The organism is Massilia varians, from assembly GCF_027923905.1.
GTDB lineage: Bacteria > Pseudomonadota > Gammaproteobacteria > Burkholderiales > Burkholderiaceae_D > Telluria > Telluria varians_B.
Genome location: NZ_AP026966.1, coordinates 4,051,776 through 4,067,657 on the forward strand (window position 1 = coordinate 4,051,776; position 15,882 = coordinate 4,067,657).

Consider the following 15,882-nt stretch of genomic DNA (forward strand, 5'->3'; position numbering starts at 1 on the left):
CATGTACGTTCCCGGCAAGCCCCATCCTTTCTTCCCCAGGCACCAGTTCCATGGCGTGCGCGTCTATGGGAACTACCAGCGCGTCGAGGAATGCAGGACGCATCACTACGTGGGCTCGTGCGCGACGGTGAAGCACGGGATTGCCGCCTATGTCCTGAGCCCTGAGCACCTGTGGGCAACGTTCCAGACGGAGGCGGAAGACCTGCTGAAGGTGAATGGATCCTTCATCGCGGATCCGACGAAGCGGAACAGGCGCATCAATGCGGCGTACGCGCGGCTCTGGCTGGCGGACAAGCGCTTTCAGTGGGCGGGTCTGGCCGCGTTCGCGTCCAAGCAGGTCGGCTGCGGCCTGCTGCATTCGACCGACGTCATCGAGCGGAACCGGCGTGAACGAGAGCAGATCCAGCGGTCCTTCGCCCAGGCCGCGGTGAGCGGCGCCGAGGCGGCCACGCTGGTACAGATGGGGACCGAAGTCGCGGCCCACAACATGCTTCGGCGGCTTGGGCACGGCAATATGCATCTGTTTCTCGATATTTATCCCTTGCACCGGTTTTTCATGGAGCGCGGGTGGGAAGACTTTGAAAAATATTTGCGTTACAGACAGAACGATAAATACCCTGTCTATTGGGACATCGATAGGGCCAGACTGCCCTTTGGTGTTCCTTTTCGTGAAATTACCTTGGGATTTGAGCGGATACATGCAGGCACGCTGCATGAAGGAGTAAGACTACTGGCACAGCATGAACAATTGAACATTCTCCAGAAAATCATGTATGACGACAGGTTCATGCAATCGCTACTTGCTATAAACCAGTTCGCGTGGGCTACTGGATTTCCGACCGGCGACTATCAGGAAATCCAACTGACGCTCTCGGCCCAGTGCAAGGGTAAAACGGGCGTAACCTCATGGTTCTCTAAAGAAAAGTACGCGAAACTGTGGGTGCCCGAGCAACGCATGCCATTCGTATTCAGTGCGGCCGAGCGATTCGACAAACTTCTGAATAGCCCAGAGCGGCGTCGTTTCGAAGAGTCGATTCAAGCAGTTGCCGAGGGCGGAGATATAAGGTGATGGCGAATTATCGCCCTCTTGTACTGGTCGTCATCGCTGGCGCCGCTCTATGGTGGCACTACCGGACGCCGGAACCGACCGTCCTGTCGTTTCATCTCGGGCAAACGTTCGAGGAAGTCGCCCAGAACTCGACCTATCCGGTCATGGAGCGATCGAACCATCCTGCAGATGATGCTACCCAATTTGGAGCGACGTGGGTCTCGGAACCTGCCGTGATCATTCGCTTCACCGACCCTATCCACGGCTTCACACTGCCACCGACAAAATTTGCCGCACTGACCTACGAACACAATGTGGCATCGGTACTCTCCACTTCGCCGATGCTGGAAAAACTACCCTTTGACAAAGCCGTGGCAATACTGGAAAACCTGCAGAAGCAGTTCAAGGCCGGTGGCTGGGCACCATACGAGGATGATGGAAGTCGCTGGTTCGATCTGACGCCCGAGGGAAAGAAGCGACTGCATGCGGCCATGCTCAAGCCGCCGTTCCTCGAACACTACACGCTGCGCGTCCCCAAGAAGTATGCGATGACCTTCCGGTTCAAATGCGCCGAAGGCTGCTGGACCCGCGAACCTCCCTATCTGTTTCTTATCGACGTGAGTATCAGCAGCGACTCACATGGCTGGGAGCTTGGCGATCCGCCGATCTGGGACGAATCACACCCGGCCCAACAAGCGACTATAAAGCCAGTCGCAAGCAGAGCTCATGCAGTTGTCGAGGGCGGAGGCTGGTCGTGAAGAAGAATGATCGCCGTCTTGTACTGGCCGGCGTCGCTGGCATTGTGCTTTGGTGGCACTTCCGCACGCCCGAACCGACCATCCTGTCGTTTCGTATCGGGCAGACGTTCGAAGAGGTCGTTCGAAATTCGACCTATCCGGTGATGAAGCGTTCGAACCTCCCGGCCGACGACCCAGGCGATGGCCAGTTCGGGGCAACATGGGTGACGGAGCCGGCTGTGATTATCCGATTCAGCGATCCTGTCCATGGGTTCACACTGCCGCCAACGAAATTTGCTGCACTCGGATTCGAACACAACGTCGCCACGACGCTGTCAACCTCGCCGATGCTGGACAAGTTGCCATTCGATGAAGCCGTGACCATCCTCGAAGACCTGCAGCAGCAGTTCAAGGACGGCGGATGGGAACCATATGAACTTCACCAAAGCCACTGGTTCGACCTTTCGCCAGATGGCAAGAGGCGGTTGCACGCCGCGATGTTCAAGCCGCCATTCTTCCGCCAGGAAACCTTGCGCGTCCCTAGAAAGTACGCAATGACCTTGCGCCTCAAATGCGCCGAAGGCTGCTGGACCCGCGAGTCACCCTATCTGTTCCTCATCGACCATTGGCGTTGGTACCGACACCCACGGTTCTCAACCTGGCGACCCGCCGATCTGGGACAGATCCCATCCGGCGAGAAAAGTGCCCACAATTCCAGTCAACACCAGCCTTCCCGCGAACCGCACTCGCTGATAGTCGGCTAGCAAGCGCAGGACACGCTCGCCCAATAAAAAACCGCCAGGCTCACGCACTGGCGGTTTTCATAGGCTAAAAGCCGGGAGCAGAATTACTGCGCCGCGCCCTCCACCGGATCGGCAGCCTTCATCGACAGCTTCAGGCGGCCACGCTCGTCGGTCTCGAGGACCTTCACGCGCACTTGCTGGCCTTCCTTCAGGTAGTCGGCCACGGCGTTGACGCGCTCGTTGGCGATCTGCGAGATGTGCAGCAGGCCGTCCTTGCCCGGCATGACCTGGACGATCGCGCCGAAGTCCAGCAGCTTGAGCACGGTGCCGTCGTAGGTCTTGCCCACTTCGACCGATGCGGTCAGCTCTTCGATGCGGCGCTTGGCTTCCTGGCCGGCGGCGGCATCGACCGACGCGATGGTCACGATGCCTTCGTCGGTGATGTCGATCTGGGTGCCGGTTTCCTCGGTCAGCGCGCGGATCACGGCGCCGCCCTTGCCGATCACGTCACGGATCTTTTCCGGGTTGATGCGGATGGTGATCAGGCGCGGTGCGAAGTCCGACAGTTCGGTCTTCACGCTCGGCACGGCCTTCTGCATCTCGGCCAGGATGTGCTGGCGGGCTTCCTTGGCCTGCGCCAGCGCCACCTGCATGATTTCCTTGGTGATGCCCTGGATCTTGATGTCCATCTGCAGCGCGGTGATGCCGGCCGGGGTGCCTGCGACCTTGAAGTCCATGTCGCCCAGGTGGTCTTCGTCACCCAGGATGTCGGTCAGGACCGCGAACTTGCCGCCTTCCTTGATCAGGCCCATGGCGATGCCGGCGACGTGCGCCTTCATCGGCACGCCGGCGTCCATCAGTGCCAGGCAGCCGCCGCACACCGATGCCATCGACGAGGAACCGTTCGACTCGGTGATTTCCGAGACCAGGCGCACCGAGTAGCTGAATTCGTCCGCCGACGGCAGCGCGGCGACCAGCGCGCGCTTGGCCAGGCGGCCGTGGCCGACTTCGCGGCGCTTCGGGGTGCCCACGCGGCCGGTTTCGCCGGTGGCGAACGGAGGCATGTTGTAGTGCATCATGAAGTCGTCGGTGTACTCGCCCATCAGCGCGTCGATCTTCTGGCTGTCGCGCGCGGTGCCGAGGGTGGCCACCACCAGCGCCTGGGTTTCACCGCGGGTAAACAGGGCCGAACCGTGGGTACGCGGCAGCACGCCGGTGCGGATCGCGATCGGACGCACGGTGCGGGTGTCGCGGCCGTCGATGCGCGGCTCGCCGTTCAGGATCTGCGAGCGAACGACCTTGGCTTCCATGTCGAACAGGATGTTGCCGACTTCGGCCGCATCGGCTTCGACGCCCTGGGTCGCCAGGCCGGCCATCACGTCGGCCGAGATCGACTTCAGCTTCTGCTGGCGCAGCGACTTTTCGCGGGTCTGGTAGGCGTCGCGGATGGCGGCGCCTGCCAGATCGTTCACGCGGGCGATCAGTTCTTCGTTCTTCGGCGCCGGGCTCCACTCGACTTCCGGCTTGCCGCCTTCGGCGACCAAGTCGTGGATCGCGTCGATGACGGCGCGCATCTGGTCATGGCCGAAGACGACCGCGCCCAGCATGACTTCTTCCGACAGCTGCTGCGCTTCCGATTCCACCATCAGCACGGCGGTTTCGGTGCCTGCAACGACCAGGTCCATCTGCGAGGTCTTGAGCTGGGTGGTGGTCGGGTTCAGGATGTACTGGCCGTTCGCGTAGCCGACGCGCGCTGCGCCGATCGGGCCGTTGAACGGGATGCCGGCGATGCACAGCGCAGCCGAGGCGCCGATCATGGCCGGGATGTCCGGATCGATCTCGGGGTTGACCGACAGGACGTGGATGATGACCTGGACTTCGTTCAGGTAGCCTTCCGGGAACAGCGGGCGGATCGGACGGTCGATCAGGCGCGAGGTCAGGGTTTCCTTTTCCGAAGGACGGCCTTCGCGCTTGAAGAAGCCGCCCGGGATCTTACCGGCTGCGTAGGTTTTCTCCATGTAGTCGACGGTCAGCGGGAAGAAGTCCTGGCCCGGCTTGGCGTCCTTCTTGGCGACCACGGTGGCCAGGATGACGGTGTCTTCGACCGACACGACGACGGCGCCGCTTGCCTGGCGCGCGATTTCACCCGTCTCCAGGGTGACCGTGTGTTGACCGTACTGGAAGGTTTTCGAAACTTTATTAAACATGGGTAATCCCTTTCTATTTGCCGACAGATTTTCAGGAGCTGTCGTTCACCTCACCACGGGTGGGATAAATCTCCCGCCATTGCTACAACAACAAAAAAGCTAAAACAAAAAATGCCCGCGACAGGTATCTGGCGCAGGCATTTCGTGACTAAATCGTCTTGACCAACGATTACTTACGCAGGCCGAGCTTGGCGATCAGGTCGCGATAACGGTTTGCGTCTTTGCGCTTCAGGTAAGCCAGCAGGCTCTTACGACGGTTGACCATCATGATCAGGCCACGACGCGAGTGGTGATCTTTCTGGTGAGCCTTGAAGTGGCCGTTCAGCTCGTTGATGCGTGCGGTCAGCAGTGCGACCTGGACTTCCGGCGAACCGGTATCGTTCTGGCCACGTGCGTTGTCCGCGATGATCGCGGCTTTGTTGATGTTTTCTACGGTCATGATGTTACCTTTCACATGCGGTGCATGAGTCGAAACCCAGCGCACCGTGATTGACGAATCGCCTGCCCAAAACGGACAGACCCGCCAGTATAGGGGAAAACGTGGCGTGGGGCCACTGTTTGCATCGTCTGACAGGCGGATTTTGCGGTTATTGGCGCGTTTGGAGGGCCAAATGATGAACAAATTAATCAGATTTACAACATTCGTGGCGTTCGTCCTGCTCGGCGGCTGCGCCGGCCTGCTGCGCGAGGCGCCCAGCATCGGCGACCCGGAAGACCTGGTGCAAAAAAAGATGGGGCCGCCCACCAGCATCTACGGCGCCGGCAACGACCGCATCTTCGAATACGCGACCGGGCCGATGGGCCAGTTCACCTGGATGGCGCGCATCGGCGCGGACGGGCGGCTGGTGTCCTACGAGCAGGTGCTGACCGGGGAGAAGTTCGCGACCATCAAGGTGGACGAGGCCACCAAGGAAGAGGTGCTGCGCACGCTCGGGCGGCCGGCCGAGAAATCCACCGTGGCGATGAAGGGCTACGAGGTGTGGTCGTACCGCTACAAGGAGGCGGGCGTGTGGAATTCCATGATGAACGTGCACTTCGACCGGGACGGCATCGTGCGGCAGATGCTCAATGGCCCCGATCCGATGTACGAGCCGCGCGACCGGAACGGGTGGTGAAGCCGGCCCCGGCAAGAGCGGGACCGGCTCGGTCGAGCGCTTACACGCCCTGCGGATTGACGCGCTCGACCTTCGAGTGCAGCTTGTTCAGCCCCGCCAGGTAGGCCTTGGCCGAGGCCACGATGATGTCCGGATCCGCGCCCACCCCGTTGACGATGCGCCCCGAGTGCGACAGGCGGATGGTGACCTCGCCCTGCGATTGCGGGCCGTTGCTGATCGCATTGATCGAAAACAGCACCTGCTCGGCCCCGCTCTTCACCACGCTCTCGATCGCCGTGATCACGGCGTCGACCGGCCCGTCGCCCGAGGATTCGGCCGACACTTCCTTGCCGTCCACCGCGAACACGATCTTCGCATGCGGCAGCGCGCCGGTCTCGGAGCGCTGCGCCAGCGACACCAGGCGGTAGGTCTCGCCGGCCTGCTCATGGTCCGCGCTCGACACCAGCGCCATGATGTCCTCATCGAAGATTTCGGCCTTGCGGTCGGCCAGCTCCTTGAAGCGCGCAAACGCGGCGTTCACTTCCTGCTCCGATTCCAGCTCGATGCCCAGCTCCTGCAGGCGCGCCTTGAAGGCGTTGCGGCCCGAGAGCTTGCCCAGCACGATCTTGTTGGTGGTCCAGCCCACGTCTTCGGCGCGCATGATCTCGTAGGTCTCGCGCGCCTTCAGGATGCCGTCCTGGTGGATGCCCGAGGCATGGGCAAACGCGTTCGCGCCCACCACCGCCTTGTTCGGCTGCACCGCGAAGCCGGTGATCTGCGACACCATTTTCGAGGCCGGGACGATCTGCGTGGTGTCGATGCCGACCGCCAGGTTGAAGTAGTCATGGCGGGTGCGCAGCGCCATCACGACTTCTTCCAGCGAGGTGTTCCCTGCCCGCTCGCCCAGGCCGTTGATGGTGCATTCGATCTGGCGCGCGCCGCCGATGGCGACGCCGGCCAGCGAGTTGGCCACGGCCAGGCCCAGGTCGTTATGGCAGTGCACCGACCAGATCGCCTTGTCCGAATTGGGCACGCGTTCGCGCAGGCGGCGGATGCGCTCGCCGAACTGCTCCGGCACCGCATAGCCGACCGTGTCGGGGAAGTTGATGGTGGTGGCGCCTTCGGCAATCACCGCCTCCAGCACGCGGCACAGGAATTCCTCGTCCGAACGGCTGCCGTCCTCGGGCGAGAACTCGATGTCGTCGGTATGGTGGCGGGCGTAGCGGATCGCCAGTTTCGCCTGCTCCAGCACCTGCTCGGGCTCCATGCGCAGCTTCATCTGCATGTGCAGGGGCGAGGTGGCGATGAAGGTGTGGATGCGCTTGCGCGCGGCAGGGGCCAGCGCCTCGGCGGCGCGGGCGATGTCGCGGTCGTTGGCGCGCGACAGCGAGCAGATGGTCGATTCGCGCACCGCGCCTGAAATGGCGCGGATGGCTTCGAAGTCGCCGGGCGAGGCGGCGGCGAAGCCGGCTTCGATGACGTCCACCCGCAGGCGCTCCAGCTGGCGCGCGATGCGCACCTTCTCGTCGCGGGTCATGGAGGCGCCGGGCGATTGCTCGCCGTCGCGCAGGGTGGTGTCGAAGATGATGAGGCGGTTCTGGTCAGGCAAGGCAGACATTCTGGGCTCCATTCGCTAATCAAAATCAGCGGGCGCCCTGCCCCGACCCGAAGGTCCGCGCTAGCGGCGCACGCCGTCGTCCGGCTCGTCGTCGAGCGGGATGATGCTCACCGGCTTGCCCCTGGCTGCGCGCCAGGCGAACACGGCATACCCCGACAAGCCGTAAATCACAAAAATCGGCCACAGGACTTTCGGTGGGTCGATCGCCAGCAGCGCCAAGGCCAGGGCAATCAGGAACACCACGATGAACGGCACCGACTTGCGGAAGTTCACGTCCTTGAAGCTGTAAAACGGTACGTTCGACACCATCGTCAGGCCAGCGAACACCGCCAGGCCCCAGCTCACCCAGTCCACCTGGCGCGAGCTGACGTTGATGTCCGGGTCGGTCATCATCATGATGAAGCCGACGATCAGCGCCGCCGCTGCCGGACTCGGCAGACCCTGGAAGAAGCGCTTGTCCACCACCTGGATGTTGGTGTTGAAGCGCGCCAGGCGCAGCGCGGCTCCGGCGCAATAGATGAAGGCCGCGATCCAGCCCAGCTTGCCGAGGCCGCGCAGCGACCATTCATAGATCACCAGCGCCGGCGCCGCCCCGAAGGACACCATGTCCGACAGCGAGTCGTACTGCGCGCCGAACTCGGACTGGGTGTTGGTCAGGCGCGCGATGCGCCCATCCAGCCCGTCCAGCACCATGGCGATGAACACCGCCCAGCAGGCGTGCTCGAAGCGCTGGTTCATCGCCATGACGATCGCATAGAAGCCGCAGAACAGCGCGCCGGTCGTGAACGCGTTCGGCAGCAGGTAGATGCCGCGGCCGCGCTCGCCCTGGACACGGTCTTCCGCCCTGCGCCCGAAGCGTTTCAAGCGGGAAAATCGTGGCGCCTTGGGCGCGGCTCCAGGTACTCGGCGTCGTGGGAAATTGGGCATAGTGGTCCGTCAAAAAATAATGCTGTTGTCAGCATTATAAAGGCGTGAACCTCTGCTTAGCGAATGATCACTGTTGTGCGAGCATTCACTTAAAGCGAATCTTTCCCACAAGACGCATCTGCAGCGTGGTTTCTCCCGGTTCAAAGCTCGGTTCCGGCATCTGGTCGGCCGCTTCCTTCATGGCGCTGGCCCGCATCATCATCGGCGCCGCCGCCGCCCGGCCATCGCCCGCATAGTTGCCCGAGCCCTCGAAATCGACAGTGTCGAGCACGGCCTCGGCCGGCTTGCGGCCCATCGCACCCGCGATCGAGGCGATGCGTTCGTTCAGGTTGCGGTACGTGGCGGCAATGCGCTGGTCATCGAGGCGCTTTTCCAGTTCCGGGCTGAGTCCGAAGCTCACGTTGTTGATCTGCAGAACTTTCTGGGCTGCGGCGGCGGTCTTCGGCAACTCTGCCAGGTTGGTGGTCTTCACCTCCAGGTACTGGCCGACCCGCCAGGCGACCGGCACCGGTTTCACCGGCGTGCGCGCTGCCGGTTGCGGCATCGGCGGCACTTCCGGGTACACCGGGTAGGTGTAGTAGCCCATCGTCTTCAGCTCGGCCTTCGGATCGGCGCGGCGCACGATCTCGGTTCCCTCCTTCATCTTGCGGTTCACGCGTGCCGCGGCGGCATTCTTGTCCTTGTCATGCTCTTCAACGGCGAAGATGACGGTCGCCTGGTCGTTGACATGCTTGACCTCGCCGAAGGCCGGGACCACGACCAGCGTGCCGGCCGTGGACGGGGCAGTCTGGGCCTGCGCCTGGGTGTGGAAAGCCAGTACCAGGGCGGCGGCGACGAGTGATTTTGAAAGTTTCATTGTTGTTCTCCAGTACAGTAAATAATGACAGATGTCCGTGTCATTTATACGATACCGGGTTCACAACGTCCTTCGTAGTTTTGTAATGAACCGTTGCAAGTGTCTTTAATTGTAGGGTTGGACGGCTTCGCCGTCCGCGCGTTCAAATCCAGTGTGCCGACACGAGCGTGTGAGTCATCTGAAGTTTGAACGCGCGGGCGGGAGACCCGCCCACCCTACGGATCAGTTTTTGCTCTGGTCGACCAGCTTGTTCTTGGCAATCCACGGCATCATCGCGCGCAGCTTGGCGCCGACTTCCTCGATCTGGTGCTCCGAGGTCAGGCGGCGGCGCGAGATCAGGGTCGGGGCGCCGGCCTTGTTCTCGAGGATGAAGCTCTTCGCGTACTCGCCGGTCTGGATGTCCTTCAGGCACTGGCGCATCGCGTCCTTGGTTGCCGAGGTGACGACTTTCGGGCCGGTGACGTACTCGCCGTATTCCGCGTTGTTCGAGATCGAGTAGTTCATGTTGGCGATGCCGCCTTCGTAGATCAGGTCGACGATCAGCTTCAGTTCATGCAGGCATTCGAAATAAGCCATTTCCGGCGCGTAGCCCGCTTCCACCAGGGTCTCGAAGCCGGCCTTGATCAGCTCGACGGTGCCGCCGCACAGCACGGCCTGCTCGCCGAACAGGTCGGTCTCGGTCTCTTCGCGGAAGTTGGTCTCGATGATGCCGGCGCGGCCGCCGCCGTTGGCCATGGCGTAGGACAGCGCGATGTCGCGTGCCGAGCCGGATTTGTCCTGGTAGACCGCGACCAGGTGCGGCACGCCGCCACCCTGGCGGTAGGTGCCGCGCACGGTGTGGCCCGGGGCTTTCGGCGCCACCATGATCACGTCGAGGTCGGCGCGCGGCACGACCTGGCCGTAGTGGACGTTGAAGCCGTGGGCGAAGGCCAGCACGGCGCCCTGCTTGGCGTGCGGCTCGACGCTGTTCTTGTAGACCTCGGCGATGTTTTCGTCCGGCAGCAGGATCATGATGACGTCGGCGTTCTTGACCGCTTCATCGACCTCGGCGACTTTCAGGCCGGCCGCTTCGACCTTGTTCCACGACGCGCCGCCGCGGCGCAGGCCGACGGTAACGCTCACACCCGATTCGGAGAGGTTCTGTGCGTGGGCATGGCCCTGCGAGCCGTAGCCGATGATGGCGACATTCTTGCCTTTGATGAGGGAGAGGTCGCAGTCTTTGTCGTAGAAAACTTTCATGGTCATTCCTTTAAATTTTTTAAAATATTGAGTATGTGTATGTCGGTTGTGCCACGACAATCAGACTTTGAGGATGCGCTCGCCCCGGCCGATGCCCGAGCCGCCGGTGCGGACGGTTTCCAGGATCGAGGCGCGGTCGATGGCGTCGATAAAGGCGTCGAGCTTGCTCTTGGCGCCGGTCAGTTCGATCGTGTAGGTCTTCTCGGTCACGTCGATGATCCGGCCGCGGAAGATGTCGGCGGTGCGCTTCATTTCTTCGCGCTCCTTGCCGACCGCGCGCACCTTGATGAGCATGAGTTCGCGCTCGATGTGCTGGCCTTCGGTCAGGTCGACCACCTTCACCACTTCGATCAGGCGGTTCAGGTGCTTGGTGATCTGCTCGATGATGTCGTCCGAGCCGCTGGTGACGATGGTCATGCGCGACAGGGTCGCATCTTCGGTCGGCGCCACGGTCAGGGTTTCGATGTTGTAGCCGCGCGCCGAGAACAGCCCGACCACGCGCGACAGCGCGCCGGCTTCGTTCTCGAGAAGGACGGAAATGATGTGTCGCATTACAGGTCCTCCGAGCCGAGCAGCATTTCGTTCAGGCCCTTGCCGGCCTTGACCATCGGCCAGACGTTCTCGCTCCGGTCGGTGATGAAGTTCATGAACACCAAGCGGTCCTTCATGGCGAAGGCCTCAACCAGCGAAGCCTCGACGTCGCCCGGCTTCTCGATGCGCATGCCGACGTGGCCGTAGGCTTCGGCCAGGCGCTCGAAGTCGGGCAGCGAATCCATGTAGGACTCGGAATAGCGCGAACCGTAGTCGATCTCCTGCCACTGGCGCACCATCCCGAGGAAGCGGTTGTTCAGCAGGATGATCTTCGGGGTCAGGTGGTACTGCTTGCAGGTGGCGAGCTCCTGGATGCACATCTGGATCGAGCCCTCGCCGGTGACGCAGGCCACGGTCGCGTCGGGGTTCGCCATCTGCACGCCCATCGCGTACGGCAGGCCCACGCCCATGGTGCCCAGGCCGCCCGAGTTGATCCAGCGGCGCGGCTTGTCGAAGCCGTAGTACTGGGCGGCCCACATCTGGTGCTGGCCGACGTCGGAGGTGATGAAGGCGTCGCCCCCCGTCACCTTGTGCAGGGTCTCGATGACCGATTGCGGCTTGATCAGCTCATCGGAGGGCGCGTAGGCCAGGCATTCGCGGCCGCGCCATTCGGCGATCTGCTTCCACCAAGCCTGCAGCGCATGGGTATTGGTCTGGCTGGTAGACGCCTCGAGCTGCGACAGCAGTTCGACCAGCACGTCCTTGACGTTGCCGACGATCGGGATGTCGACCTTGACGCGCTTCGAGATCGACGAGGGGTCGATGTCGATGTGGATGATCTTGCGCGGGTGGCTGGCGAAGTGCTTCGGATTGCCGATCACGCGGTCATCAAAACGCGCACCGATCGCGATCAGGACGTCGCAATGCTGCATCGCCATGTTGGCTTCATAGGTGCCGTGCATGCCCGGCATGCCGACGAAATGCGGGCTCGAGGAGCGCGAGGCGCCCAGGCCCATCAGCGTATTGGTGACCGGAAAGCCGGTCTTGTCGACCAGGCGGTTCAGTTCGTTCGATGCATTGGCCAGGATGACGCCGCCGCCCGCATAGATCATCGGGCGCTCGGCGCTGGCAAGCAGCTGGACGGCCTTGCGGATCTGGCCGGCGTGGCCCTTGTCCACCGGCTTGTACGAGCGCATCTCGATGTCGCGGGGATACTCGAAGCCGCACTTGTGCATCGTGATGTCCTTCGGGATATCGACCAGCACAGGGCCGGGACGGCCGGTGCGGGCGATGTAGAAGGCTTTCTTGATGGTCGATGCCAGTTCGCGGACGTCCTTGACCAGGAAGTTGTGCTTGACGACCGGGCGGGTGATGCCGACGGTGTCGCATTCCTGGAAGGCATCCTGGCCGATCGCATTGCTCGGCACCTGGCCGGAAATGACGACCATCGGGATCGAGTCCATATAGGCCGTGGACAGGCCGGTGACGGCATTGGTCACGCCCGGACCGGAGGTCACGAGGGCGACGCCGACGGTGTTGGAGCTGCGCGAATAGGCGTCTGCGGCGTGGACCGCGGCCTGTTCGTGGCGGACCAGGACGTGCTGGAACTTGTCCTGCTTGAAGATGGCGTCGTAGATGTAGAGGACTGCCCCGCCGGGATAACCGAAGACGTGCTTGACGCCCTCTTCCGCGAGACAACGCACCACGATTTCAGCGCCCGTGATCGAGGCTGACGACCCGGAGGCCAATGTTTCGTTACTCATGTACATTCCTTTCAAGACCCAATGGGAGTTTGATCGGATGCCCGTTCCTAACGAAATGCGAAGTGCGCGACGACCCTCAATGCTTCCCTTCTCTCTGCGGTCGCGGCTGTGGTTCGGGACGCCAATAGGGTCCTTACGCACGGGCGCTGGGCGCAACTCGTTCGGCTTGAGTGTCTGTAGCGTTTATACGCATCTCTCGCGCTTGTGGCGCGGGTCGGAGCAAACTGCCTACAAATGAAAGCGCGTCGATCCGGAGATGGCGTGTGGGCCGTCACCGGATGACCGGAGAGCTTCGGGGGTGCAAAGCGTGCAAACACATTACTGCGTTGCACCATTTTGGTCAAGCCAAAATGCTGATTATTTTTGCTCGACCGGAACAGCGCACCGGGATGGTGCGCTGCACGGTGCTAGCGCTGCATGCCCCAGCGGCGGACAGTGATCCGTTCGAGGGTCTGGAACACCAGGTGCTCTACCGCCAGCCCGATGAGGATCACGGCGGCCAGGCCGGCGAACACCTTGTCGGTGAAGAGTTCGTTGCGGCTCTGGAAGATATACCAGCCCAATCCGCCCTGCCCCGAGGTGCTGCCGAATACCAGCTCGGCGGCGATCAGGGTGCGCCAGGCAAAGGCCCAGCCGATCTTCAGGCCCGACAGGATCGCCGGCAGCGCCGCCGGAATCAGGATCTGCAGCACCATGCGCAAGCCGCCGAGGCCGTAGTTGCGGCCGGCCATGCGCAGCGTGTCCGGCACCGAGCGGAAACCCGCGGTGGCGCTCAGGGTCAGCGGCCACAGCACCGAATGCACCAGCACCATCAAGAGGCTGCCCTCGCCCAGGCCAAACCACAGCAGCGCCAGCGGCAGCAGCGCAATCGCCGGCAAGGGGTTGAACATCGAGGCCAGGGTATCGATCAGCTCGCGCCCGGGCTTGCTCGACACCGCGAGCCAGGTCAGCAGGAAGGCGCCGAACACGCCCAGCGCGAAGCCCTGGCTCAGCACCTGCAGCGAGACGCGCACGTAGCCCCACAGTTCGCCAGAAGCCAGGCCCTCCGCGAAGGCCTGGCCGGTCTGGATGGCGCCGGGCAGCAGCAGGTCGTTGCCGAACCAGCGCGCCAGCGCTTCCCAGATGAGGGCGACGGCCAGCAGCATGCCGAGTTTGCGCAGCCAGCCGAGATCTGGCAGCGGAAGTTTTACCGTTTGGTCAAAAATCGGCGCCGGCCTCGCTTCCAGCACGTATTCGGGTCGAACCGGCGGATTAACCATAAAAGACCTCCGTAGAGTGGGCGGGTTTCCCGCCCACGCGTTCAACCAGCTCCTGCGTACCGAACAACAAGCCATGAATCCGCTGCGTCGCCGCCTGGAACTCGCCGCTCCCCCGCACTGGCCAGGCTGAATTGATGACTGTTCAATTCCGCCCTCACCCGCCCCGGGTGCGGCGACAGCAGCAGGATGCGGTTGCCCACCACCAGCGCCTCTTCGATCGAGTGCGTCACGAACAGCATCGTAAAACCGATCTCGTCCCACAGTGCCTGCAGCTCTTCCTGCATGGTCCGGCGCGTCAGCGCATCGAGCGCCGCGAACGGTTCATCCATCAAGAGAATGGCCGGCTGCATCGCCAGCGCCCGCGCGATCGCCACGCGCGCCTTCATCCCGCCCGACAGCGTGTGCGGATAAGCGTCGGCAAAGCGCGCCAGCCCCACCTTGCCGAGCCAGTGGCGGGCCCGCGCGTCCGCCGCCTTCCTCTTCACGCCGCTCGCGAGCATCGGGAACATCACGTTCTCGCGCACCGTCTTCCAGGGCGGCAGCTGGTCGAACTCCTGGAACACGACGATGCGGTCCGGCCCGGGGCGCGCGATCGCCTTGCCCGCCAGGCGCAGGCTGCCCGCCTGCGGCGCGATGAAGCCGCCCACCGCCTTCAGCAGGGTCGACTTGCCGCAGCCCGAAGGCCCCAGCAGCACGAAGCGGTCGCCCCGGTGGACATCGAAGCTGACGTCTTCCAGCGCGCGCACGATGCCGCGTTCGCCCCGGTAGTCGAGCGTCACGTGCTCGGCGCGCAGCAAGGGCTCGGGTGGCGGGACCAGAAGGAGCGGACTGAGATTCGGTGGACTCATGCTCAGCTCCCCTTGTCGAGTGCCGGATGGACGAAGAAGTAATCGCGCCAGTTGGCCGGCCTGGTCTTGATGGCGCCCACCTCGTGCAGGAACCGGGCCAGGCCGAGCGTGTTCTGCGGCGCCACCTTGAACTGCACTTGCGGATCCTTGATCACTTTCAGCAGCAGCGCCCGGTCGATATTGCCCTTGTTGACGCGCAGGTAGGCGTCGGCCGCGGCTTCCGGATTCGCGGACGCCAGCTGCGCCGCCTCGCTCAGGGCGTCGATGAAGGCGCGGTAGGTCTTCGGGTTCTCCTTGACGTACTTCTCGGTGGCATACAGCACGGTGGCCGAGCTCGGGCCTCCCAGCACGTCGTAGGAGCTCAGCACGACGTGCGCGCGCGGATTGCCGGCCAGCTCCTGGTCCTGGAAGGGCGGGTTGCCGAAATGGGCGTTCAGTTCCGTCTTGCCGGCGATGATGGCGGCGGCGGCGTCCGGGTGGGGCACGGTCTGGGTGATCGGATCGAGCTTCTTGAATTGCGCCTTGCCCCACTGCCTGGCGGCCGCCATCTGCAGGATGCGCGCCTGCACCGACACGGACACCGCCGGCAGCGCGATCCGGTCCTTCTGGCTGAAGTCGGCAATGGTCTTGACCGCCGGGTTGGTGCTGACCAGGTAGTACGGAAAATTGCCGAGCGAAGCGATGGCGCGCACGTTCTGGCGTCCGCTGGTGCGGTCCCAGATCGTCAACAGCGGGCCGAGGCCGGCGCCGGCCACGTCGATGGAGCCGGACAGCAGCGCATCGTTGACCGCCGCGCCGCCCGACAGCTTGACCCAGTCGACGGCGATATCGACGCCCTGCTTCCTGCCGTGCTTCTCGATCAGCTTCTGGTCCTGGGCCACGTTCAGCAGCAGGTAGACGATGCCGAACTGCTCGGCGATGCGGATCCTGCCTTCGGCCCGGGCGTTTGCAGACAGGCCAAGTGCCAGCGCGGCGGCCGCGGCCACGAGTTTCATCTTCATTGTCATGATTC

14 protein-coding genes and 1 pseudogene are annotated in these 15,882 nt (G+C 63.0%); 4 read left to right on the forward strand and 11 right to left on the reverse strand.

The window, feature by feature from the left end:
- Position 1: 1 nt before the first annotated feature.
- The 3 genes from MasN3_RS18270 to MasN3_RS18280 are packed head-to-tail and all read left to right on the forward strand — an operon-like array spanning position 2 to position 2,549.
- Complete coding sequence (locus tag MasN3_RS18270; protein WP_281909108.1) at positions 2–1,069, forward strand: DUF2515 family protein; 1,068 nt, start codon at positions 2–4, stop codon at positions 1,067–1,069.
- Positions 1,069–1,806 (forward strand): hypothetical protein, encoded by a 738-nt coding sequence (locus tag MasN3_RS18275; protein ID WP_281909110.1) that lies wholly within the window; start codon positions 1,069–1,071, stop codon positions 1,804–1,806. The genes MasN3_RS18270 and MasN3_RS18275 overlap by 1 nt, the downstream gene beginning before the upstream one ends.
- The gene (locus tag MasN3_RS18280; protein ID WP_281909112.1) at positions 1,803–2,549 is read left to right on the forward strand and encodes a hypothetical protein; all 747 of its coding nucleotides are present in this window, start codon (positions 1,803–1,805) and stop codon (positions 2,547–2,549) included. The genes MasN3_RS18275 and MasN3_RS18280 overlap by 4 nt, the downstream gene beginning before the upstream one ends.
- A gap of 83 nt (positions 2,550–2,632) precedes the next feature.
- Here the strand turns inward: MasN3_RS18280 and pnp are convergent, their stop codons facing one another.
- Together pnp and rpsO are read right to left on the reverse strand one after the other, a co-directional pair.
- Positions 2,633–4,735, reverse strand: coding sequence for a polyribonucleotide nucleotidyltransferase (gene pnp / locus MasN3_RS18285; protein WP_281909114.1), 2,103 nt, complete (start codon positions 4,733–4,735; stop codon positions 2,633–2,635).
- A gap of 169 nt (positions 4,736–4,904) precedes the next feature.
- Entirely contained in the window at positions 4,905–5,174 is a 270-nt protein-coding gene (rpsO, locus tag MasN3_RS18290; protein WP_027867691.1) for a 30S ribosomal protein S15, read from the reverse strand.
- Positions 5,175–5,346: 172 nt separating this feature from the next.
- Here rpsO and bamE point away from each other — a divergent pair, with 172 nt between their 5' ends.
- Positions 5,347–5,850, forward strand: a complete 504-nt coding sequence (bamE, locus tag MasN3_RS18295) for an outer membrane protein assembly factor BamE domain-containing protein (protein WP_307730379.1) — start codon at positions 5,347–5,349, stop codon at positions 5,848–5,850.
- Positions 5,851–5,890: 40 nt separating this feature from the next.
- On the opposite strand, the gene MasN3_RS18300 is transcribed toward bamE, so the two are convergent.
- From MasN3_RS18300 to MasN3_RS18340, 9 genes and pseudogenes are all read right to left on the reverse strand, one after another.
- The gene (locus tag MasN3_RS18300; protein ID WP_281909117.1) at positions 5,891–7,447 is read right to left on the reverse strand and encodes a 2-isopropylmalate synthase; all 1,557 of its coding nucleotides are present in this window, start codon (positions 7,445–7,447) and stop codon (positions 5,891–5,893) included.
- 60 nt (positions 7,448–7,507) lie between these two features.
- On the reverse strand, positions 7,508–8,374 hold the full coding sequence (gene pssA, locus MasN3_RS18305) for a CDP-diacylglycerol--serine O-phosphatidyltransferase (protein ID WP_281909119.1): 867 nt from the start codon (positions 8,372–8,374) through the stop codon (positions 7,508–7,510).
- Between the two features lie 85 nt (positions 8,375–8,459).
- Positions 8,460–9,230 carry an SIMPL domain-containing protein gene (locus MasN3_RS18310; protein ID WP_281909121.1) on the reverse strand — a complete coding sequence of 257 codons (771 nt, stop codon included), beginning with the start codon at positions 9,228–9,230 and terminating at the stop codon, positions 8,460–8,462.
- A gap of 222 nt (positions 9,231–9,452) precedes the next feature.
- Positions 9,453–10,469, reverse strand: coding sequence for a ketol-acid reductoisomerase (ilvC, locus tag MasN3_RS18315; protein ID WP_281909123.1), 1,017 nt, complete (start codon positions 10,467–10,469; stop codon positions 9,453–9,455).
- Positions 10,470–10,529: 60 nt separating this feature from the next.
- Entirely contained in the window at positions 10,530–11,021 is a 492-nt protein-coding gene (gene ilvN, locus MasN3_RS18320) for an acetolactate synthase small subunit (RefSeq protein WP_027867685.1), read from the reverse strand.
- Positions 11,021–12,763, reverse strand: coding sequence for an acetolactate synthase 3 catalytic subunit (locus MasN3_RS18325; RefSeq protein ID WP_281909125.1), 1,743 nt, complete (start codon positions 12,761–12,763; stop codon positions 11,021–11,023). Before MasN3_RS18325 ends, ilvN begins: the two co-directional genes overlap by 1 nt.
- Positions 12,764–13,170: 407 nt before the next feature.
- The gene (locus MasN3_RS18330; protein WP_281909126.1) at positions 13,171–14,022 is read right to left on the reverse strand and encodes an ABC transporter permease; all 852 of its coding nucleotides are present in this window, start codon (positions 14,020–14,022) and stop codon (positions 13,171–13,173) included.
- Positions 14,015–14,870: pseudogene (locus MasN3_RS18335) on the reverse strand (ABC transporter ATP-binding protein). Before MasN3_RS18335 ends, MasN3_RS18330 begins: the two are co-directional and overlap by 8 nt.
- A gap of 2 nt (positions 14,871–14,872) precedes the next feature.
- On the reverse strand, positions 14,873–15,871 hold the full coding sequence (locus tag MasN3_RS18340) for an ABC transporter substrate-binding protein (protein WP_370662305.1): 999 nt from the start codon (positions 15,869–15,871) through the stop codon (positions 14,873–14,875).
- Positions 15,872–15,882: the final 11 nt, after the last annotated feature.

Bases quoted from the DNA above. Each gene is read 5' to 3' on its own strand.
- MasN3_RS18275 (WP_281909110.1), top strand. From the start codon at position 1,069: ATGGCGAATTATCGCCCTCTTGTACTGGTCGTCATCGCTGGCGCCGCT.
- pnp (WP_281909114.1), bottom strand. From the start codon at position 4,735: ATGTTTAATAAAGTTTCGAAAACCTTCCAGTACGGTCAACACACGGTC.
- MasN3_RS18330 (WP_281909126.1), bottom strand. From the start codon at position 14,022: ATGGTTAATCCGCCGGTTCGACCCGAATACGTGCTGGAAGCGAGGCCG.
- ilvN (WP_027867685.1), bottom strand. From the start codon at position 11,021: ATGCGACACATCATTTCCGTCCTTCTCGAGAACGAAGCCGGCGCGCTG.
- bamE (WP_307730379.1), top strand. From the start codon at position 5,347: ATGATGAACAAATTAATCAGATTTACAACATTCGTGGCGTTCGTCCTG.
- MasN3_RS18340 (WP_370662305.1), bottom strand. From the start codon at position 15,871: ATGAAGATGAAACTCGTGGCCGCGGCCGCCGCGCTGGCACTTGGCCTG.
- MasN3_RS18300 (WP_281909117.1), bottom strand. From the start codon at position 7,447: ATGTCTGCCTTGCCTGACCAGAACCGCCTCATCATCTTCGACACCACC.
- pssA (WP_281909119.1), bottom strand. From the start codon at position 8,374: ATGCCCAATTTCCCACGACGCCGAGTACCTGGAGCCGCGCCCAAGGCG.
- ilvC (WP_281909123.1), bottom strand. From the start codon at position 10,469: ATGAAAGTTTTCTACGACAAAGACTGCGACCTCTCCCTCATCAAAGGC.
- rpsO (WP_027867691.1), bottom strand. From the start codon at position 5,174: ATGACCGTAGAAAACATCAACAAAGCCGCGATCATCGCGGACAACGCA.
- MasN3_RS18325 (WP_281909125.1), bottom strand. From the start codon at position 12,763: ATGAGTAACGAAACATTGGCCTCCGGGTCGTCAGCCTCGATCACGGGC.
- MasN3_RS18270 (WP_281909108.1), top strand. From the start codon at position 2: ATGTACGTTCCCGGCAAGCCCCATCCTTTCTTCCCCAGGCACCAGTTC.
- MasN3_RS18310 (WP_281909121.1), bottom strand. From the start codon at position 9,230: ATGAAACTTTCAAAATCACTCGTCGCCGCCGCCCTGGTACTGGCTTTC.